Here is a 20,332-nt window from a genome sequence, read left to right on the forward strand (position 1 = left end):
GGCCCGGGATCACACGCCCCCATTCCCGGCCATTGGGAATGGGGTTCCCCTTTTTTCTCGCGGAATGGCGAAATTCCGTTTTCCGGCGGCCCTGCGGATGCCTCAGCGCACCATGGGAAGGTTCAGGCCCTGCCTGCGTGCGGTGGCCACCGCGATGTCGTAGCCCGCGTCGGCATGCCGCATCACGCCCGAGGCCGGGTCGTTCCACAGCACGCGCCCCAGGCGCGCGGCAGCCTCATCGGTGCCGTCGGCCACGATGACCACACCGGCATGCTGCGAATAGCCCATGCCCACGCCGCCGCCGTGGTGCAAGCTCACCCACGTGGCGCCGCCGGCCGTGTTGAGCAGCGCGTTCAACAGCGGCCAGTCGCTCACCGCGTCGGTGCCGTCCTTCATGGCCTCGGTCTCGCGGTTGGGGCTGGCCACCGAACCGGTGTCCAGGTGGTCGCGGCCGATGACGATGGGCGCCTTCAGTTCACCGTTCCTCACCATCTCATTGAAGGCCAGGGCCGCGCGGTGGCGCTCGCCCAGGCCCAGCCAGCAGATGCGCGCCGGCAGGCCCTGGAAGGCGATGCGCTCGCGCGCCATGTCCAGCCAGCGGTGCGTGTGGTGGTTGTCGGGGAACAGCTCCTTGATTTTGGCATCGGTCTTGTAGATGTCCTCCGGGTCCCCCGACAGCGCCACCCAGCGGAACGGACCCTTGCCCTCGCAGAACAGCGGACGGATGTAGGCGGGCACGAATCCGGGGAAGTCGAACGCGTTCCGCACGCCTTCGTCGAACGCCACCTGGCGGATGTTGTTGCCGTAGTCCACCGTGGGAATGCCCATGGCCTGGAAGTCCAGCATGGCCTGCACGTGTACCGCGCACGACTGCGCGGCGGCCTTCGTGAGGGCGGCATGCTGCGCCGGGTCCTTCATCGCGGCCTGCCATTGCGGCACCGTCCAGCCGGCGGGCAGGTAGCCATGGACCAGGTCGTGGGCGGAGGTCTGGTCGGTCACCAGGTCGGGCTTCAATCCGCCCGCCTTCGCGCGGCGCACCAGTTCGGGCAGCACCTCGGCCGCGTTGCCCAGCAGTGCGATGGAGACGGCCTCCTTCGCGTCGCAGTGCTGCCGGATCAACTCCAGCGCATGGTCGATGTCGCGCGCCTGCTTGTCCACATAGCGCGTGCGCAGGCGAAAGTCGATGCTGCTTTGCTGGCACTCGATATTGAGCGACACGGCGCCGGCCAGCGTGGCGGCCAGGGGCTGCGCGCCGCCCATGCCCCCCAATCCCGCCGTGAGGATCCACTTGCCGGAGAGGTCGTTGTCGTAGTGCTGGCGGCCGGCTTCGACGAAGGTCTCGAACGTGCCCTGCACGATGCCCTGGCTGCCGATGTAGATCCAGCTGCCGGCCGTCATCTGGCCGTACATGAACAGGCCCTTGCGGTCCAGTTCGTTGAAGTGTTCCCAGGTGCCCCACTTCGGCACAAGGTTGGAGTTGGCCAGCAGCACGCGCGGCGCGTTCTCGTGCGTCTTGAACACGCCCACCGGCTTGCCGGACTGGATCAGCAGGGTTTCGTCGGCCTCCAGCACCTGGAGCGACGACAGGATCTGGTCGTAGCAGGCCCAGTCGCGCGCGGCGCGGCCGATGCCCCCGTAGACCACCAGGTCCTGCGGGCGCTCGGCCACCTCGGCATCCAGGTTGTTCTGGATCATGCGGTAGGCGGCCTCGGCCAGCCAGTTCTTGCAGTTCAGCTGGCTGCCGCGCGGGGCGCGGATCACGCGCGTGGGGTCGTGGCGCGGGTCGGCGAGCGCGGCCGCGGCCGCGGCGGGGGAGAGGATGGCGTCGTTGGCGTTCATGGCAAGGGCTCCTTCACGAAATCTGGGAAACAAAGCTGGGCAGATGGGCGGTCACGGGCGCGGGCCAGGCCGATTCCTGGGCCCAGGCGCGCATGGCCTCGATGTCGGTGGCGAGAAAGCGGTCCTGCTCCAGGAACGCGACGCGCGCGCGGATGGCGGCGATCTGCGCCTCGATGAGCGGCGAGCTTTTGAGCCACGGGGTGGCGGCGGCACCCGGCGCGGGCACCCGGTCGAAATCGATGCCCTGGGTGGCGGCCATGGCTTCGATGCCGACCACCACCGCCGTGTTGCGCACCATGTCAGTCAGTCAGGCGCCGCGCGGCGTAGGTGGCCATGGACACATGGTCCTCCTGGTTGGCCGAGGTGGGCAGGCTGTCCACGCTGCCCGGGTGGGCCAGCGACTTGTTCTCAGACGCGAGGGCCGCGGCCGTGACCTGCGCGATCATGAAGCCCGAATTCACGCCGCTGTCGCGGATGAGGAAGGCCGGCAGGCCCGACAGGCCGGTGTCCAGCAGCAGCGCCAGGCGCCGCTCGGAGATGGCGCCGATCTCGGCCACCGCCAGCGCGATGATGTCCGCGGCGAAGGCCACGGGCTCGGCATGGAAGTTGCCGCCCGAGATCACGTCGCCCGTTTCGGAGAACACCAGCGGGTTGTCCGAGGCGGCATTGGCCTCGGTCTGCAGCACCCGCGCGGCATGCCGCAGGTTATCGAGGCACGCGCCCATCACCTGCGGCACGCAGCGGATCGAATACGGGTCCTGCACGCGGCCGCAGTGCGGGTGCGACGGGTCGATCTCGCTGCCCTCCAGCAGCGCGCGCACCGCGGCCGCCACGGCGATCTGCCCCGGCTGGCCACGCGCTTCGTGGATGCGCGCATCGAACGGCTTGACCGAACCCTTGATGGCTTCGAGCGACAGCGCGCCCGACACCAGCCCGGCCGCGAACACGCTCTCGGCGCCGAACAGCCCGGCCAGCGCGAGGGCCGTGGACACCTGCGTGCCGTTCAGCAGCGCCAGCCCCTCCTTGGGGCCGAGCACGAACGGCTCGCAGCCGATGGCGGCCATGGCCTCGCGGCCCGGCACCGTGCGGCCCTTCACCTTGGCCTGGCCCTCGCCGATCAGCACGCAGGCGAGGTGGGCCAGCGGTGCCAGGTCGCCCGAGGCGCCGACCGAGCCCTTGGCCGGGATCACGGGCAGCACGTCGGCATTGGCCAGGGCCAGCAGCGCATCGACAATCTCGGGCCGCACGCCGGAGTGGCCACGTGCCAGGCTCACCGCCTTGGTGGCCAGCACCATGCGCACCACCGGGTCGGGCAGCGGATCGCCGGTGCCCACGCTGTGCGACAGCACCAGGTTGCGCTGCAGTTCGGCCAGCCGGCCGTGGGCGATCTTCGTGCTGGCGAGCTTGCCGAAGCCGGTGTTGATGCCATAGACCACCTGGTCTTCTTCGACGATGCGCTGCACCGTGGCTAGCGAAGCCTGCATGCCCGCCTGCGCGGCTGGGTCCAGCGACAGGCGCACGCCGCCCGCGCTCACGCGAAGCAGTTCGCCCAGCGTGACGCGGCCAGGGTGCAGCACCAAGGTTTCAAGGGAGGAATCGGTCATTGGGTTCATCCTGTCTATACAAGTAGGGTCGAGCGGAAACGTTAGCGCGGTGGGCGGTGCTATCCGAACACGGGGTTGCCGTCGGCCCGGAAGCGGCTGCCCAGGCGATAGCGCGAGGCGGGGTGCAGGCAGCGCACCAGGGTCACCGGCACGCCACGGCTCCAAGTGCGGCGGGTGAGCAGCAGGCACGGCTGGGCAGGCTCCATGCCCAGCAGCTGGGCCTGCTCCAGCGTGGGGAGCACGGCATCGACCACGTGCTCCACCTGGTCGAACGGCACGTTGCGCACCAGGAACTCCGAGGGCTGCAGCTGCGTGAAGTCCTGCTGCGCGAACGTGGGCACCACGCGCGGGTTCACGTACCGGTCTTCCAGCTGCACGGCCACGCCGTCCTCGCGGTGCACGCACACGGCATGGAACACCGACTCGCCCGTGCGCAGGTCCAGCGCCGCGGCCACCTCCATCGAGGCCGACACGCGCTCCACCGTGAGCACGTCGCAACGGTAGTCGTGCCCGCGCTGGCGGATCTCGCTGGCCAGGTTGGCGATCTGCAGCAGCGTGGACTGCGGCTTGTCCTCCGCCACGAAGCTGCCCACCCCGGCCACGCGCACGATGCGGCCCTGCTCGGACAGCTCGCGCAGCGCGCGGTTGACGGTCATGCGCGACATGCCGAACTGCAGCACCAATTCGCTCTCGGACGGCAGCCGGTCGCCCGCGCGCCAGGAGCCGTCCTGGATCTTGCGGGCGATGAACTCCTTGACCTGCTGGTACAGCGCCAGCGCAGGCTCCACCGGCGCCGCGGCAGCGGATTCGGCTTCGGCTTCGGCGTTGGCGCGGAGGGCGGCGGCGTTCATGTCGGCCGGTTTCTTCAAGCGGCTCAATGCAGGTCCGCCGCCATGGACTCGGCGCGGATCTCCTCGGTCAGCCGCGCCTTCAGGTCCATGAACTCGGGCGAGGTCTTCACGCGGTAGTGCCGCGGGTGCGGCAGGTCCACCGCCAGTTCGGTCTTGATGCGGCCCGGCCGGGCGCTGAACACCGCCACGCGGTTGGCCATGAAGATCGCCTCGTCGATGTCGTGGGTGACGAACATCACCGTCTTGCGCTCGGCCTCCCAGATGCCCAGCAGCAGCTCCTGCATGAGCACGCGGGTCTGGTTGTCGAGGGCCCCGAAGGGTTCGTCCATCAACAGGATCTTGGGGTCGTTGGCGAGGGCCCGGGCAATGGCCGTGCGTTGCTGCATGCCGCCCGACAGCTGCTTGGGGTAGTGCTGCTCGAAGCCGCGCAGGCCGACCTTGGCGATGAAGTACGCCGCCCGCTCCTTCTGCTGCGCCTCGGGCATGCCGCGCTCGCGCAGGCCGAAGCGGATGTTCTGCTCGATGGTCAGCCACGGAAACAGCGTGTAGCTCTGGAACACCATGCCGCGGTCGGCGCCGGGGCCGTCGATGCGCTGGCCGTCCAGCAGCACCTCGCCCGCGGTGGGAAAGTCCAGCCCCGCCACGATGCGCAGCAGCGTGGACTTGCCACAGCCGGACGGCCCGAGGATGGTGACGAAGTCGTTCTCGCGCACCTCGAAATCCACCGGCAGCAGCGCCTGGGTGGCCTGGCCGCGCGCGCCGGCGAAGGTGCGCGATACGCCGCGAACGGAAAGCATCGGTGCGGTCATAGCGTGCTCCAGGCGAAGAGGCGGCGGTTGGCCGCCTTGAAGGCGAAGTCGGACACCAGCCCGATGACGCCGATCACGATGATGCCGAAGATGATCTGCCCCGTGTTCAGCAGCGCCTGACTGTCGGTGATCATGTGCCCGATGCCCGACGACGAGCCGATCAGCTCGGCCACGATCACGTAGGTCCAGGCCCAGCCCAGCACCAGGCGCAGGGTTTCCGCGATGCCGGGCGCGGCCCCGGGGATGAGCACGCGCCGCACGATGCCCGTGTTGCCCGCGCCCAGCGTGTAGGCCGCCTCGACCAGATCGCGCCGCGCGCCGCCCACGGTCACGGCCACCATCAGCGTGATCTGGAACACCGAGCCGATGAAGATGACGAGCAGCTTCTGCGCCTCGCCGATGCCCGCCCACAGGATGAGCAGCGGAATGAAGGCCGAGGCCGGCAGGTAGCGGCAGAACGACACGAAGGGCTCGAAGAACGCCTCCACCGGCTTCCAGGCGCCCATGGCGATGCCCAGCGGCACCGCGACCACGGCCGCCAGCACGAAGCCGCCGAGCACGCGCCACACCGTCATGCCGATGTCCTTGTGAAAGCCGTACTCGGTGAATAGCAGGCCGCCTTCCTTGAGCATGGTGGCCGGACTGGCCAGGAACGTGGGCGACACGAAGCCGCCCAGCGTGAAGAACGACCACACGGCGATGAACACCACGAAGAACGCCAGGCCCAGCACCCAGCGGGCGCGCGGGCTGACGGGCTCGAGCGGCGCCATGGCGCGGCGGCGAACGGGATTAGGGGCAGGCCCCGCCCGCAGCGCGGCAGGGGCGCTGGCGGACGGCCCTGCGGCACGGTGGCGGGCGGCAGTCGTCGCGGGCATGGTGGCAGGCTCCCGTGCCATCACTGGATGAAGCTGGCGTCGAAGGTGGCTTCGAGTTTTTCAGGCGCCTTGCGGATCACGCCGGCCTCCAGCAGGATGGGCACCGACTCCTTCATGAACTGCATCAGCTCGCCGGCGAAGAACTTCTGGTTGGCCGCCTTGTCCTGCCACCGCAGGTAGGCCGACGACTTGGCGAACTGCTCGCCGCTTTGCTTGACGGCCGAGCCCATGATCTCGTTGGCCTTGGCCGGGTCCGCCTTGATCATCTCCAGCGCCTCGAAGTAGGAGTTGGCCAGGGCCTGCGCCGCCTTGGCGTTGGCCTTGAGCCAGGTGGGCGCGCAGCCCACGGTGTCCATCACCATGGGGTAGTCGATGGTGGTGGCCAGGATCTTGCCGGCCTGCGGGTTGGCGCGCACGGTGGACAGGTAGGGCTCGTAGGTCATGGCGGCATCGTTCTGGCCGGACACGAAGGCCTGCGCAGCGGGCTGGGGTTCGAGCGAGACGGTCTTCACGTCCTTGAGCGTCATGCCGTTCTTGTTCAGCATCCAGGCCAAGCCGAAGTACGGCGCGGTGCCCGGCGCGCTCACGCCGATGGTCTTGCCCTTGAGGTCGGCGAAGCCCTTCACGTCGTTGCGCACGGCCAGGCCGTCGGCGCCGTAGGACTTGTCCATCTGGAAGATCTGCACGATGGGCACGCCGTTGGCGTTCCAGGCCACGTGTGTTTCCACCGTGGTAGCCGCACACTGGATCGCCTCGGAGGCCAGGGCCAGGTGGCGGTCTTTCTGCGGAATCATCTTGAGTTCCACATCCAGGCCGTTCTTCTTGAAAATGCCCGCCTTGTCGGCCAGCGTGAGCGGCGCGAAGCCCGTCCAGCCCGACATGCCCAGCGCAATCTTCACGTTCTGCGCCTGGGCCTGCAGGGACAGCCCCGCCACACAAACGCCCGCCACCGCCAGCGACACCATTTTCAAAACCGATCGGCCCATCATCTGCTCCTCACAAGAAAAGATCGAGTCGCACACCTGGAAGGCACGCGCCGCATTGCTCCGACGCCCGGAATGATGGCGGTGCGACAGGCCTGTCTATACAGGGTTACTACGCACAAGCCCTGATTTGGGCACGCACATTCCCACCGGGCGGGAGCCCCGGAGGCGGGCAATTGCTCGCGCCGGTCCGGGTGACGGGTGGGCTTGCAAGATCGGGGCCCGGCCAGCGTCCAGGCGAGCCGACCCGATGGCATTCCGACATTCGCTATTATTTTCATAGCAAAGGAGGCATGAAATATCCCGGCAACAGCCCTGTTTCGATCCCAAAGGCCCCATCGCCGGCGGCAGGCGGCCACCGGCGCCACCGCTGCGGCGACCGGCGCAGGCCCGCACCGAAGGGCCCGGCCTGGTGCACCCCGCGCATCGCCATCCCACCGACTGCCCCAGCGCTGTGCGTCCCGGGCGGGCTTCCCGTGGAAAGTAGGTACAAGCCCGGTGCCCGCCCAGGGCAAGCCGGCGTGGCACGGGGGCCTCGCCCGTTAGAATTTGTTTTTATCTAGAAAAGCGCCCTGCCATGAAGCAGCAACACCCGGCCCTTCTTTCCCTTCTGGAAACCCACGAATCCGCCATCCTGGACGAGTGGCTGGCCGAGGCAGGCGTCCAAGATCCCACCCACCAGCGCGCCACGGCGGCGCAAGCGCGAGAACTGCTGCAGCTGCTGCGCAGCGCGCTGCAGGCCGGCGGCGACGCGCAGGGTCACAATGGCCCGGCCTGGCAAGGCATGAACGAGGCGCTCGAAGCGCTCTCGCGCTCGCGGGCCTCGCGCGGCCAAACGGCTGGCGAGACCAGCGTGTTCGTCCAGGCCATGAAAAAACCCCTCTTCACGCTGCTGCAGCAAACGGTGCCCGCCCATGCCGACCTGGTCCCGGCCCTGTGGTCCGCCACGGCGCTGGTCGACCAGCTGGCGCAGCGCACGGCCAACACCTTCCAGCAGGCGCGCGAGGACATCATCCGCCGCCAGCAGGAAGAGCTGCTGGAGCTGTCCACCCCCGTGGTGAAACTCTGGGACGGCGTGCTGGCCGTTCCCATGATCGGCGTGCTGGACAGCAACCGCACGCAGGTGGTCATGGAAACGCTGCTGCAGCGCATCCTGGAGACCGAGTCGGAACTCGCCATCATCGACATCACCGGGGTGCCCACCGTGGACACGCTGGTGGCGCAGCATCTGCTCAAGACCGTGGCGGCCATCCGGCTCATGGGCGCGGACTGCATCATCAGCGGCATCCGCCCGCAGATCGCGCAGACCATCGTGCACCTGGGCATCGACCTGCAGGGCATCTACACGCGCGCCAACCTGGCGGACGCGCTGTCGCTGGCGCTGAACAAAACCGGCTGGCGCATCGCGCGCACGGCCTGACCCCAGAGCGCTGCCATGGACCGCATCCCCATCCTCCGCATGGGTCAGACCCTGCTGATCACCATCCAGGTGGACATGCAGGACCGCACCGCCATCCAACTGCAAGACGACTTGGCCGACCGCATCGCCAAGACCGGCGCCACGGGCGTGATGATCGACATTTCAGGCCTGGAAATCGTGGATTCATTTGTCGGACGCATGCTGAGCAGCATCTCTGGAGTCGCGCGCATTCTTTCAGCACAAACGGTGGTCGTGGGCATGCAGCCCGCCGTGGCCATCACCCTGGTGGAACTGGGGCTGTCCCTGGAAGGCGTGCGCACCGCACTCAACGTGGAGCGCGGAATGCAATTGCTGGAGCGCATCCGCCAGGAGCCACCCCTTGTCCGCTGATCCCGCCGGCACGTTGCCGATCGCGTCGGAGCAGCACATCGTCGCCTGCCGGCAGACGGTCCGCGTCCTGTGCACGCAGCTGAAGTTCTCGCTGGTGGACCAGACGAAGCTCATCACGGCGGCCAGCGAGCTGTCGCGCAACACCCTGGTGCACGGTGGCGGTGGCCGCATGCGCTGGGAAACCCTGGAGCGGCAGGGCCGCCATGGTCTGCAGCTGCATTTCGAAGACGAGGGGCCGGGCATCTCCGACCTGAAGCTCGCCCTGACCGATGGCTGGACCTCGGGCGGCGGCATGGGCCTGGGGCTACCGGGCAGCCGGCGCCTGGTCAATGAGTTCGACATTCACACGGCCCCTGGCGAAGGCACCCGCGTGAGCATCACCAAATGGAAGTAGCCGCCCCCACGGGCAACGCCCCCCAGTTGCTGATGGGATGGACGCACACGGCCTTCGCAATGGGTGACACCAGCTGCGTGGGCGAAGCACGGCGCTTCGCCGCCCACGCGAGTGCCGAGATGGAATGGGGCGACACCGACAGCGGGCGCCTGTCCATCGTGGTGACCGAGCTGGCCAACAACCTGCACCTGCACGCCCACGAGGGCCGCTTGCTGATCGCGGCCGTGCCGGCGCTCGACCTGGTGGAGGTGATCGCCATCGACCACGGGCCCGGCATAGAAGATTTGCCGCTGTCCATGCGCGACGGCTACTCCACCGGCGGCACGCAGGGCGCTGGGCTCGGTGCGGTCCGGCGGCTGGCGGACGATTTCGATATCCACTCCTCCGTGCCGCAGGGCACGGTGTGCGTGGCCCGCGTGCGCCAGCACCGGGAGGCGGGCGATGCGCCAGCCGCCCTGCCCCAGACCCTGCGGGTGGGGGCCATCCGGTTGCCGCTGGCGGGCGAGACCATGTGCGGCGATGCCTGGGCCGCGGCCCTGGACGGCCCCCGGGCCGCGCTGCTCGTGGCCGATGGTCTGGGCCATGGCAGCGAGGCCGCCAAGGCGTCCGGCGCGGCGGTGGACCTGTTCCTGCAAGCCCCGTTCGGCGACCTGCGCGAGCAGATCGAAAGCATGCATGCCGAGCTGCAGTCCACGCGGGGCGCCGCCGTGTGCAGCTTGCGGCTGGATGCCACGGCGGCCACCGTGCGCAGCTCGGGCGTAGGCAACGTGGTGGCCCGCGTGGTCACGGGCCTGTCGGACCGCTCGGTCGTCACGCAGCACGGCACGGTGGGCCTGACCATGCGCCGGCCGCAGGAGACCACCACCGAGCTGCCGCCCTATGCGCTGCTGGTGGTGCACAGCGACGGCATCGAAACCCGCTGGCATCCCGCCAGCATCCAGCGCCTGCTGGGCAGCGATCCCACCCTGGTGGCCGCCGTGCTGCTGCGCGATCACCACCGGGCCCGCGACGACGCGACCGTGGTGGTGGTGCAGTGCATCGAGTGACCCGAAGCACGAAAGACACCATGGACGGCACCTCCGACCTCATTTCCGACCGCACCTCCGAGGAACCCGCCACGCCGGCACCGACGCCGGCCCCCGCCGCTGCGCCCCAGGAATCCATCGAGGCGCTGCGCGCCGCCCTGGCCGACAGCCAGCGGGAAGTCCAGGAGCTTAGCGCCGAGCTGGAGGAAACCAACCGCGGCGTGGTCGCGCTGTACTCCGAACTGGACGCGCAGGCCGAGCAGCTGCAAAAGGCCACGGAGATGAAGAGCCGTTTCCTGGCCTACATGAGCCACGAGTTCCGCACGCCCATCAACTCCATCCGCAGCATCGCCCGGCTGCTGGCCGACCACGTGGACGGGCCGCTCAACACCGAGCAGGCCCGCCAGGTGGGGTTCATCCAGAGCACCGCGAGCGAGTTCGCCGACATGGTGGACGACCTGCTCGACCTGGCCAAGATCGAGGCCGGCCGCGTGGAAATCTCGCCCGCCTGGTTCGACATGCTGGACCTGTTCCAGGCCCTGCGCGGGATGTTCCGGCCGGTGCTGACCAACCCGGACGTCAACCTGTTCTTCGACGAGCCTCAGGGCATCGCGCCGCTGTACACGGACGACCGCAAGCTGTCGCAGATCCTGCGCAACTTCATCTCCAATGCGCTCAAGTTCACGCCCCGGGGCGAAGTGCGGGTATCGGCCCACGCCGTGGAAGGCGACCGCGTGCGCTTTTCGGTGACGGACACGGGCATTGGCATCGCGCCCGAATTCCATTCGAGCGTGTTCGACGACTACACGCAGATCGGCTCGTCGCTGCAAAAACGCCTGCGCGGCACTGGCCTCGGGCTGGCCGTGAGCCGCCAATTGGCCGAACTGCTGGGTGGCACGGTCACGCTCGAGAGCGCGCTGGGCAGCGGCTCGGTGTTCTCGCTGACGCTGCCGCTGCGGCTGCCAGGCAACGAAGCCGCGGCCACGGGGGCTCCCGCAACCACCGAGGGCGGTCCCCATGGGTAACGGCATGCAGGACGTCAGCGCCATCCACACGACCATCGACCGCGCCGCGCACACGGTGCTGGTGGTGGACGACAACCCGGTCACGCGCTACTCCACCGTCCGGGTCATCCGCGCCGCCGGCTTTCAGACCGTGGAGGCCGACAACGGCACCGAGGCCATCCGCCTGGCGGCCACCGGCGTGTCGGCCGTGGTGCTGGACGTGCACCTGCCCGACATCGACGGCTTCGAGGTCTGCCGGATCATCCGCCAGCAGGAAGCCACGGTGCTGCTGCCGGTCACGCACCTTTCCGCCGCCCACGTGCACAGCGAAGACCGGGTGACCGGCTTGAACGCGGGGGCCGATGCCTATCTCACGCATCCGGTGGAGCCGGCGCTGCTGGTGGGCACGCTGCAGGCGCTGATCCGTGCGCGCATGGCCGAAGACGGCCTGCGCCGCAGCGACCGCCGCTTTCGCGCCATCTACAGCCAGGCGCTGGCGGGCATCGGCCTGATCCAGCCCGACGGCCGTTTCACCGACGTCAACCCCGCCATGATGCGGCTGCTGGACCGCTCGCGCGAGGAGCTGCTGGGCCACCCCATCAGCGACTTCGCGCCGCCCGGCTGGCTGGATTTCATCACCGAAAAAACCGTGGGGGGAGAGCGGGGCCAGCCCTGGCAGGGAGAGTTTCCGCTGCAGCGCCCCGACGGCGCATGGGTGTACCTGGAGTGGAGCATCTCGGCCCACGTGGAGCCCGGCCTGCGCATGGCGATCGCGGCCGACATCTCCGAGCGCATGGAACTCGACTCCCGCCGCCAGGACGTGCTGGAGCGCGAGCAGGCGGCCCGCGCCACCGCCGAGCGCCTGAGCCGCACCAAGGACGATTTCATTGCGGTGCTCTCGCACGAACTGCGCACGCCGCTGAACGCCATCGCTGGATGGGTGCACATCCTCAAGCGCCGCGGCGGCACGCCCGAACTGCTCAAGGGCCTGGACTCCATCCACCGCAACGTGAAGGCGCAGGCGCGCATCATCTCGGACATCCTCGACGTGTCGCGCATCAACAGCGGCAAGCTGCACCTGGAGCGGGAATGGATCGACCCCGTCGAATCGGTGCGCTCCTCCATCGACGCGCTGCAGGCCTCGATCGCCGAAAAGCGCCTGGACGTGGTGCTGGCCGTGCAGGACGCGAATGCCCCCGCCTGGCTTGACCCGACGCGCTTTCAGCAGATCTTCTGGAACCTGCTGACCAATGCCATCAAGTTCTCCAACGACGGCGCGCGCATCGACGTGTCGCTGCGGCGCGAGAAGGGCCTGCTCACCCTGTCCGTGCGGGACTACGGGCGCGGCATCGCCAGCGAATTCATCGACCACCTGTTCGACCGGTTCACGCAGAGCGACTCGCCCGACAACCGCCGCCACGGCGGCCTGGGCCTGGGGCTGTCGATCGTCAAGCAGCTGGCCGAACTGCACGGCGGCCGCGCCACCGCCGTGAGCGCCGGGCTCGACCAGGGCACCACCATGCAGGTGATGCTGCCGGTGGACCACAAAGGGGGCGACACGACACGCGCGGCGCCCCAGGGCGACGATGCCCCGGCCGATCCGCCGATGAACGACCGCCCCCTGGCGGGCCTGGACATCCTCATCGTGGAAGACCATCCCGATGCGCGCGAAATGCTCACCGTGGTGCTCACCGATGGCGGCGCGCGCCTGCGCGAAGCCGGCGACCACGACGCGGCCATGCAGGCACTGGCCGAACGCTGGCCCGACGTGCTGGTCTGCGACATCGGACTGCCCGGGCGCGACGGCTACGACCTGGTCCGCAGCCTGCGCTCGCTGCCCCTGCCCGAAGGCAAGGTCCAGCCGATTGCCATCGCGCTGACCGCCTTCTCCCGCGCGCAGGACGCGCAGCGGGCCCTGGAAGCGGGATTCGACGCGCACCTGGGCAAGCCCTTGCAGCCCCATGCCCTGATGGCCACCATCAACCGACTGGCCGATTCACGCTGACTTTTTGCATGACCCCCTCCCCTGCCACCGCCACCACCGCAGACAGCGACCGCTTCGCGCACATCTTCGTCGGGGACAGCGAGATGGCGCAGCTCATGCGCGCCCACGACTGGGAGGCCACCCCGCTCGGATCGCCGGCGTTCTGGCCAGAGCCGCTGAAAGTGGCGCTGCGCATCCTGCTCACCTCGCGCTTCGAGATGTGGCTGGGCTGGGGGCCGGACATCGCTTTCTTCTACAACGACGCCTATCGCCCCACGCTGGGGGCCAAGCACCCGCGAGCGCTCGCGCGCCCGACCGCCGAGGTCTGGGCGGAGATCTGGGACCAGGTGAAGGGCCGCATGCACGCCGTGTACGAGCGGGCCGAGTCCACCTGGGACGACTCGCTCATGCTGCTGCTGGACCGCGCGGGCTACCTGGAGGAGACGTACCACACGTTTTCGTACAGCCCCTTGCACGGCGACGACGGCCAGGTCTTCGGCCTGTTCTGCGCGGTATCGGAAGACACGGGCCGCGTGCTCAACGAGCGGCGCCTGCGCCTGCTGCGCGAACTGGGCGCGGCGCTGTCGGCGGTCAACAGCCGCCGGGCTGTGCTCGACACCGCCTGCGAGCGGATGGGCCAGGCCCAACGGGACCTGCCGTTTTCACTCGTCTACCTGTACGAACCCTCGGGCGTGGCCCGTCTGAGCTGCAACGCAGGCATCGAACAGGGCCATCGACTGGCGCCCACCGTGCTGGATATGAACTCCCGGGAGCCGTGGCAGGTCCACCGCCTGCAAGCTGGCGACGTGGCCTTCGCCGTGCCGCTGGATGCGGTGGACGACGTGCCCACCGGCGACTGGGATACGCCGGCGCGGGCGGCGTTCGTCGTGGCGCTGCCGGCCCAGGGCGGCGCGCGGTCGGCGGGGTTCATGGTCTGCGGGGCCAACCCCCATCGGCCCATGCACGACGGTGAGGCCATGGCGTTCGTGCAACTGCTGGCCGGTCAGATCGCCTCGCGCCTGGCCAGCGCCGGGGTGCTGGAGGAAAGCACGGCGGAACGCGATCGCCTGCGCAGCCTGTTCCAGAAGGCGCCCGGCTTCATGTGCGTGCTGCGCGGCCCGGAGCATGTGTTCGAGTTCGTCAACGACTCCTATGTGCAGTTGATCGGGCACCGCAGCGTGGAAGGCAAGACGGTGCGCGAAGGCCTGCCCGAGCTGGAAGGCCAGGGGCTGTACGAACTGCTGGACGAGGTCTACCGCACCGGGCAGCCGTACCTGGCCCAGGGCCTCAAGGTCCTCATCCAGCAAAAGCCCGGCATGCCGCTGGCCGAGCGCTACCTGGATTTCATCTACCAACCCACCACCGACGGCCAGGGCGAGGTCACCGGCGTGTTCGCCGAGGGCTACGACGTGACGGAAAAGGTGGTGGCTGAACAGGAGCTTCGCGCGCTGAACAGCCACCTGGAAGCGCGCGTGGTCGAGCGCACCCAGGAGGTCGAGAACGCGCTCGCGCGACTCACCACCGAATCGCGCGAGCGCGAAGCCGCGCAGGAGGCGCTGCGCCAGTCGCAGAAGATGGAGGCCGTGGGGCAGCTCACGGGCGGGCTCGCGCACGACTTCAACAACCTGCTGGCCACGATCACGGGCAGCCTGGAACTGCTGCACCGCCGCGTGGGCCAGGGCCGCTACGACGACCTGGAGCGCTATGTGAGCGTCGGCCAGGGCGCCGCCAAGCGGGCCGCCTCGCTCACCCACCGCATGCTGGCCTTCTCGCGCCGGCAGACACTGGACCCCAAGCCCACGGACGTGAACCGGCTCGTGAAGGGCATGGAAGAGCTGATCCGGCGCACCATCGGGCCTGAAAACGAGCTGGAGGTGGTGGGCGCCGTCGGCCTGTGGACCACGCACGTGGACCCCCACCAACTGGAAAGCGCCCTGCTCAACCTGTGCATCAACTCGCGCGACGCCATGCCGGGCGGCGGCCGGCTCACCATCGAGACCGCCAACAAGTGGATGGACGAGCGTGCCTCCCTGGACCGCGACCTGCCCCCGGGCCAGTACGTGTCGCTGTGCGTGACCGACACCGGCACCGGCATGGCGCCCGAGATCATCCACCGCGTGTTCGAGCCCTTCTTCACCACCAAGCCGATCGGCATGGGCACGGGCCTGGGGCTGTCGATGGTCTATGGATTCGCGCGGCAGTCCGGCGGCCAGGTGCGCGCCTATTCCGAGCCCGGCATGGGCACGACGATGTGCATCTACCTGCCTCGGCACGAGGCGCCGGCCCAGGACATCGACCTGCCCTCGGCGCCGTCGATCGCGGGAGGCCAGGGCTCGGGCACCGTGCTGGTGGTGGACGACGAGCCGAGCGTGCGGTCGCTGGTGGTGGAGGTGCTGCAGGAGATGGGCTACGACACCATCGAAGCGCAGGACGGGGCATCGGGGCTGCTGGTGCTGCAATCGAGCACCCACCTCGACCTTCTGATCACCGACGTGGGCCTGCCCGGTGGAATGAACGGGCGGCAGATGGCCGACAGCGGCCGGGTCTACCGGCCGGACCTGAAAATCCTGTTCATCACCGGCTACGCCGAGAACGCGGCCGTGGGCAACGGCCACCTGGAGCGGGGCATGCAGGTGCTCACCAAGCCCTTCACGCTGGACGCGCTCGCGCGCCGGGTGCAAGGGCTCATCGCCCCGCCCTGAGGTCCTGCCCGTTGAGCCATCCCACTGCAGCCGACAGGCACGGGGTTCGCCATCGCTGCCGCCGCAGCGACGGCCTCGGGCCGTACCGTCCCCGCCCTCTGCAAGCACAGGTGTTGCAGGCACAAAACAGACGGTTAACCTGCCCGCTGCCATGGGCAGATCCAGCCCCTAAAATCTTGCTGCAGTCTTTTCTGCCCATCCCGATCCCCTGCCCTTCTTCCGTGTCACAGCGATCCCCTCTCCCTTCCGGCACCCCGGTGCCGGAGACCGACTGCCTTTCGGCGCTGCGACGAACCACGAAGGAATCGCACGCGCAGCTGGATGCCAGCCTGCCGCTCGGCAGGGCCGATGCCAGCCTGGAAGACTACCGCCACCACACCCTGGCGCTGAGCGCCTGGCTCACGGCGCTGCAGCCGCATCTGGCGGCCCTGGAGTCGCTGGTGCCCGGTTTCGACTTTGCGCGCTCCGCCCGCCTGCACGCCTTGCACGCGGACTGGCTGGCAACGCACACCGCGCCGGCACAAGCCGAAGACGGCTTCGGTGATATCAGCGGCTGCACGCAGGAGATGGCGGCGCAGGCGTTTTCCGCCTTCGGGGCGCCAGGCCATGCCGCCGTCTGCTGGGGCCTGGCCTATGTGGTGGAAGGCTCGCAATTGGGCGGCCAGTTTCTGTACCAGCGCCTGGCGCCCCGCTTTGCGCCGCATCCGCTGCGCTATTTGCAGGGCCTGGGTGCCGGCACGGGTTTGCGCTGGAAACATTTCACCAGGCTGCTCGATACCCACGTGCAGAGCCATTTCGATATCCAGGCGGCCTGCGCCGGCGCACGCGCCGGCTTCGATGGCCTGCGGCAACAGTTGCAGGGCCAGGGGGTGCTTGCATGATCCAGTCATTCACACCCGGCACCACCACCACGCTGGACAACTGCGACCGCGAGCCCATCCACGTGCCGGGCAGCATCCAGAGCCACGGCACCCTGATAGCGGTAGACCGCGAAGGCGTGGTCCGCCATGTCGGCGCCAACGTGCAGGCCCTTCTGCACTGCGGCGTGACCGTGGGCGAGCCCCTGCCCGAAAACCCGGGCACCGTGTGCCCGCTGATTGCCGCGCTCCTGCAGGACGGCCTGCAGGCGCTGCGGGGCGAGCGGGATGTGCCCATGCCCAGCGAGCTGCAGGTGGAAGACCGCCAGTTCGACGTGGTGCTGCATGTCGGCAGCGCGATGCTGGTCGCCGAATTCGAACTGCGCCACCAGACCCACAGCGAGCTGGCAGGCTTTGCCGTGCAGGCCCACCGCGCGATGGAAAAGCTGCGCCGGCCCCGGGCCATCGATGAACTTCTGCAGCTGGCCACCGAAGAACTGCGGGCCCTGACCGGCTTCGACCGGGTGATGGCCTATCGCTTTCGCCACGACAGCAGCGGCGAAGTGGCCGCCGAATCGTGTGTCGACACGCTCGACCCCTACCTGGGCCGACGCTATCCGGCCAGCGACATTCCAGCGCAGGCACGCCGGCTCTACGTGGCCAACACCCTGCGGCTGATCGCCGACGTGCGCTCGGCCGCGGTGCCCCTGCTGCAGGAGGCCGGCGCGCCCCCGCTGGACCTGAGCGGCAGCATCCTGCGCAGCGTGTCGCCGATCCACATCGAATACCTGTCCAACATGGGCGTGGGTGCCTCGATGAGCGTGTCCATCGTGATCAACGAACAGCTCTGGGGCCTGATCGCCTGCCACCACATGGGTCCGCGCCAGGTGCCCTACAGCGTGCGCATGGCCTGCGACGTGATCGCCCAGGTGCTGTCGGCCAACATTCAGAGCACGCTCTCGCGCTCCCAGGCGGACCGCTTGCAGCAACTGGCCGGTGCGCGCACCCACCTCATCGAAGAGTTGCTGCACGCGGACGACGAATTCACCGCCCTGACCCAGCACACGGCCGAGATGGCCGCCATCTTGCAGGCCGATGCGGCGCTGGTGGCCCATGGCGCGAAGCTGACCGTTTTCGGCGAGGTGTCGGAAGCGGCGGGCAGCGCCATCGTGCAATGGCTGGCCGCCGAGCCGGTCCAGGACCGGCAGCGCCTGTTCCAGACCCAGTCGCTGCCGCAGCTTGCACCCGACCTGGCCGCCGTGACGTCGCCCTGGTGCGGCGTGCTGGGCATTCCTTTCGACCGGGACCGCAACGGCTGGTTGATCTTTCTTCGCAAGGAGCAGATCGAGACCATCCACTGGGGCGGCAAGCCAGACAAGGACATTCGCCATGGCCCCCTGGGACCGCGGCTCACCCCGCGCGGCTCGTTCGATCTGTGGAAGGAAACCGTCCGGTCCACCGCCGAGCATTGGAGCACGCTGGAACTGGACGCCGCCCGGCAGTTGATGGACGAACTCGTGCGCGTGCAGAACGCGCGCACCGCCGAGATCAACCGCACGCGCAACCAGCTGATGGCCGTGCTGGGCCACGATCTGCGTGACCCGCTGCACTCCATCAGCATGGCCGCGCGCGTGCTCGAACAGGGCGGCACCGACGGCGGGCGGGCCGGCAGGATCGGCCAGCGCATCCAGTCCTCCAGCAGCCGCATGCAGCGGCTGGTGAGCCAGGTGATGGACATGTCGCGCCTGCAGAGCGGCCTGGGACTGGATCTGCAGCGCACGGACGTGGATCTGGTCGCCCTGTTGAACGACCTCATCGACGAGGCCCGCACGGCGCACCCCGGCACCGAGATCGTGGGCACCATCCCCGCTGCCCTGAAAGCCCAGGTCGATGCCGATCGCATTGCCCAGGTGGTCGTCAACCTGATCGGCAACGCGCGGCACCATGGCCAGAGCGGACATCCCATCGAGGTGCATGCCAGCGCCACTGGTGAATGGCACGAGATCGCCGTGCGCAATGTCGCCGCCCCCATTCCGGAAGACATCGCCCGCAATCTGTTCAGCCCGTTCAAGGCCTCTTCGGTCGGCAACGCGCGCAATCGGTCGGGGATGGGACTGGGGCTGTACATCGCCCACCAGATCGTCCAGGGGCACGGGGGCAGCATCGGGTACGAATACCGCGCCCCCCATGTTGTCTTTTCGGTCCGGTTGCCGGTGCAGAGGCCGGGCACAATAGAGGCTTAAGAAGAAGACTATTGGACTTGATCGTTCGATGGTCTTTAAAAAAACACTGTACCGTCAGCGAAGCCCCGCATGCCTGCAGACATTCTCATCATTGACGACAACCGCGATGCCTCCGAACTGCTGAGCGACCTGCTCGATCTGCAGGGCTACACGGTGCGCGTCGCCCACAGCGGCAGCGAAGCGCTGCAGCATATGGCGCAGCGCCCCGCCTCGCTGTTCCTCGTGGACCAGCAACTGCCCGACATGCTCGGCACCCAGCTCGTTCCGCAACTGCGCGCTGCAGCGGCCGGCCGGCCCTGCATCGCGATCGCCATCACGGGATTGGGCGTTTCGGACCGGGCGCAGTTGATCGGTTTCGATCACGTGCTGGCCAAACCGCTGGCCTTCGATGCGTTCGACGCCCTGATCGCTGCCTGCGCAGCCCAGCTGGACCAGCAAGGCGACGCAGAGCGCTGACGGATAGCTGACGACCCCGCTCCACCCGGGCACACGCGGCCATGCTGCGACAAGCCAACCAACCGTCGGCCGGCATGCGCGTGGCGATAATGCCTCGCTCCATGGCGAGTGCACGTGAATGTCGGGGAATGTGCGGGCTTCAGGGGCTCCAGCCGCCGCCAAGCACTTCGCCTTTACCCATAAAACAGCGGCTTTGGCCCACGAGGCCAGGGCTGCCCCGAGTGTCAGAGCAATCCGTTCAGGTGTCTTGTGCTGGACTGGCAGGGATTGCGAGGACTCTTACACTCGACCGCCCGGAAACCCTCCATGCATGAATCTCCCGTCGATCCATCCACCGTCCAACACCTGCTCGGCTACGCCCTGGCACAGGCACGGGTAGCGGCCAACCGCGCCTTTTTCCAGGCGATCGGCGAGCCCATGCAATTGCGCACCGTCGAATTTTCCCTGTTGATGCTGCTCATGCCCGGCGAAGGATTGTCCCAACGGCAGCTGGCGCAGGCGCTCAACCTGAGTGCGCCCAACCTCACCCTGGTGGTGAGCCGACTGCAGAGCCGGGGCCTGCTGGTGCGCGAGCGCAATCCCACCGATCGCCGGGCACAGGCCATCCGCCTCACGGCCGAGGGCCTGTCCATTGCCCGGCACGCGCATGCCATTTCGCTGGAGATGGAAGCAGGCATGCGCCAGCTGTACTCGCCGGCCGAATGGGCGCTGCTGCTGGAGTTGCTGCAGCGCGTCAGCCCCGGCGCGCAGTCGGCCAGCGAGGAGCAGGCGCGGGCAGCCCAGCGGCAGGCGACTCGTGCCCCCATCGGCCACCAGCGCAACAATATCAACGGCATATAGCTATCAATTAAATAGCAAACATCCAGAAGGCCACGGCCAGCACGCCATTCGCCGTA

Annotated in this window: 16 protein-coding genes and 1 pseudogene; 11 read left to right on the top strand and 6 right to left on the bottom strand. The window is 68.5% G+C overall.

All coding sequences use genetic code 11. The features are described 5' to 3' along the window. Window positions 1–102: 102 nt before the first annotated feature. The 6 genes and pseudogenes from hutU to M5C96_RS14950 form a co-directional block, all read right to left on the bottom strand. Window positions 103–1,839, bottom strand: a complete 1,737-nt coding sequence (hutU, locus tag M5C96_RS14925; RefSeq protein ID WP_272563940.1) for a urocanate hydratase — start codon at window positions 1,837–1,839, stop codon at window positions 103–105. A gap of 13 nt (window positions 1,840–1,852) precedes the next feature. Next, a pseudogene (gene hutH, locus M5C96_RS14930) lies at window positions 1,853–3,452 on the bottom strand (histidine ammonia-lyase). Between the two features lie 50 nt (window positions 3,453–3,502). After that, a complete protein-coding gene (hutC, locus tag M5C96_RS14935) occupies window positions 3,503–4,294 on the bottom strand; it encodes a histidine utilization repressor (protein ID WP_272563941.1) in 792 nt (263 codons plus the stop codon). Between the two features lie 23 nt (window positions 4,295–4,317). Then, window positions 4,318–5,103, bottom strand: coding sequence for an ABC transporter ATP-binding protein (locus M5C96_RS14940; protein ID WP_272563942.1), 786 nt, complete (start codon window positions 5,101–5,103; stop codon window positions 4,318–4,320). Next, the gene (locus M5C96_RS14945) at window positions 5,100–5,978 is read right to left on the bottom strand and encodes an ABC transporter permease (protein WP_442867311.1); all 879 of its coding nucleotides are present in this window, start codon (window positions 5,976–5,978) and stop codon (window positions 5,100–5,102) included. Before M5C96_RS14945 ends, M5C96_RS14940 begins: the two co-directional genes overlap by 4 nt. Window positions 5,979–5,998: 20 nt before the next feature. Next, window positions 5,999–6,964, bottom strand: a complete 966-nt coding sequence (locus M5C96_RS14950) for an ABC transporter substrate-binding protein (RefSeq protein WP_272563943.1) — start codon at window positions 6,962–6,964, stop codon at window positions 5,999–6,001. Between the two features lie 574 nt (window positions 6,965–7,538). Between M5C96_RS14950 and M5C96_RS14955 the strand changes: the two genes are divergently transcribed. The 11 genes from M5C96_RS14955 to M5C96_RS15005 all read left to right on the top strand — a co-directional run bounded on the left by M5C96_RS14955 (window position 7,539) and on the right by M5C96_RS15005 (window position 20,276). Then, the gene (locus M5C96_RS14955; RefSeq protein ID WP_272563944.1) at window positions 7,539–8,381 is read left to right on the top strand and encodes an STAS domain-containing protein; all 843 of its coding nucleotides are present in this window, start codon (window positions 7,539–7,541) and stop codon (window positions 8,379–8,381) included. 15 nt (window positions 8,382–8,396) lie between these two features. Then, the gene (locus M5C96_RS14960; protein ID WP_272563945.1) at window positions 8,397–8,771 is read left to right on the top strand and encodes an STAS domain-containing protein; all 375 of its coding nucleotides are present in this window, start codon (window positions 8,397–8,399) and stop codon (window positions 8,769–8,771) included. Next, a complete protein-coding gene (locus M5C96_RS14965) occupies window positions 8,761–9,165 on the top strand; it encodes an anti-sigma regulatory factor (RefSeq protein WP_272563946.1) in 405 nt (134 codons plus the stop codon). The genes M5C96_RS14960 and M5C96_RS14965 overlap by 11 nt, the downstream gene beginning before the upstream one ends. Further along, window positions 9,156–10,211, top strand: coding sequence for an ATP-binding SpoIIE family protein phosphatase (locus tag M5C96_RS14970; RefSeq protein ID WP_272563947.1), 1,056 nt, complete (start codon window positions 9,156–9,158; stop codon window positions 10,209–10,211). Before M5C96_RS14965 ends, M5C96_RS14970 begins: the two co-directional genes overlap by 10 nt. A gap of 20 nt (window positions 10,212–10,231) precedes the next feature. Continuing rightward, complete coding sequence (locus M5C96_RS14975; protein ID WP_272563948.1) at window positions 10,232–11,215, top strand: sensor histidine kinase; 984 nt, start codon at window positions 10,232–10,234, stop codon at window positions 11,213–11,215. A 4-nt stretch (window positions 11,216–11,219) separates the two neighbouring features. Then, window positions 11,220–13,199: a hybrid sensor histidine kinase/response regulator gene (locus M5C96_RS14980; protein WP_272569728.1), complete on the top strand. Its 1,980-nt coding sequence runs from the start codon at window positions 11,220–11,222 to the stop codon at window positions 13,197–13,199. 8 nt (window positions 13,200–13,207) lie between these two features. Beyond that, window positions 13,208–15,880, top strand: a complete 2,673-nt coding sequence (locus tag M5C96_RS14985) for an ATP-binding protein (protein WP_272563949.1) — start codon at window positions 13,208–13,210, stop codon at window positions 15,878–15,880. Window positions 15,881–16,137: 257 nt separating this feature from the next. Beyond that, the gene (locus M5C96_RS14990; RefSeq protein WP_272563950.1) at window positions 16,138–16,761 is read left to right on the top strand and encodes a biliverdin-producing heme oxygenase; all 624 of its coding nucleotides are present in this window, start codon (window positions 16,138–16,140) and stop codon (window positions 16,759–16,761) included. Next, window positions 16,758–18,980, top strand: a complete 2,223-nt coding sequence (locus tag M5C96_RS14995; RefSeq protein WP_272563951.1) for an ATP-binding protein — start codon at window positions 16,758–16,760, stop codon at window positions 18,978–18,980. The genes M5C96_RS14990 and M5C96_RS14995 overlap by 4 nt, the downstream gene beginning before the upstream one ends. 69 nt (window positions 18,981–19,049) lie before the next feature. Next, a complete protein-coding gene (locus tag M5C96_RS15000; RefSeq protein ID WP_272563952.1) occupies window positions 19,050–19,436 on the top strand; it encodes a response regulator in 387 nt (128 codons plus the stop codon). A gap of 306 nt (window positions 19,437–19,742) precedes the next feature. Continuing rightward, complete coding sequence (locus M5C96_RS15005; protein ID WP_272563953.1) at window positions 19,743–20,276, top strand: MarR family winged helix-turn-helix transcriptional regulator; 534 nt, start codon at window positions 19,743–19,745, stop codon at window positions 20,274–20,276. Window positions 20,277–20,332 lie beyond the last annotated feature (56 nt).

This window comes from Acidovorax sp. GBBC 1281, from assembly GCF_028473645.1.
GTDB lineage: Bacteria > Pseudomonadota > Gammaproteobacteria > Burkholderiales > Burkholderiaceae_C > Paracidovorax.

Excerpts from the sequence above, each read along its gene's own strand:
- hutU (WP_272563940.1), bottom strand. The coding sequence starts at position 1,839 with ATGAACGCCAACGACGCCATCCTCTCCCCCGCCGCGGCCGCGGCCGCG.
- hutC (WP_272563941.1), bottom strand. The coding sequence starts at position 4,294 with ATGAACGCCGCCGCCCTCCGCGCCAACGCCGAAGCCGAAGCCGAATCC.
- M5C96_RS14940 (WP_272563942.1), bottom strand. The coding sequence starts at position 5,103 with ATGACCGCACCGATGCTTTCCGTTCGCGGCGTATCGCGCACCTTCGCC.
- M5C96_RS14945 (WP_442867311.1), bottom strand. The coding sequence starts at position 5,978 with ATGCCCGCGACGACTGCCGCCCGCCACCGTGCCGCAGGGCCGTCCGCC.
- M5C96_RS14950 (WP_272563943.1), bottom strand. The coding sequence starts at position 6,964 with ATGGGCCGATCGGTTTTGAAAATGGTGTCGCTGGCGGTGGCGGGCGTT.
- M5C96_RS14955 (WP_272563944.1), top strand. The coding sequence starts at position 7,539 with ATGAAGCAGCAACACCCGGCCCTTCTTTCCCTTCTGGAAACCCACGAA.
- M5C96_RS14960 (WP_272563945.1), top strand. The coding sequence starts at position 8,397 with ATGGACCGCATCCCCATCCTCCGCATGGGTCAGACCCTGCTGATCACC.
- M5C96_RS14970 (WP_272563947.1), top strand. The coding sequence starts at position 9,156 with ATGGAAGTAGCCGCCCCCACGGGCAACGCCCCCCAGTTGCTGATGGGA.
- M5C96_RS14975 (WP_272563948.1), top strand. The coding sequence starts at position 10,232 with ATGGACGGCACCTCCGACCTCATTTCCGACCGCACCTCCGAGGAACCC.
- M5C96_RS14980 (WP_272569728.1), top strand. The coding sequence starts at position 11,220 with ATGCAGGACGTCAGCGCCATCCACACGACCATCGACCGCGCCGCGCAC.
- M5C96_RS14985 (WP_272563949.1), top strand. The coding sequence starts at position 13,208 with ATGACCCCCTCCCCTGCCACCGCCACCACCGCAGACAGCGACCGCTTC.
- M5C96_RS14995 (WP_272563951.1), top strand. The coding sequence starts at position 16,758 with ATGATCCAGTCATTCACACCCGGCACCACCACCACGCTGGACAACTGC.
- M5C96_RS15000 (WP_272563952.1), top strand. The coding sequence starts at position 19,050 with ATGCCTGCAGACATTCTCATCATTGACGACAACCGCGATGCCTCCGAA.
- M5C96_RS15005 (WP_272563953.1), top strand. The coding sequence starts at position 19,743 with ATGCATGAATCTCCCGTCGATCCATCCACCGTCCAACACCTGCTCGGC.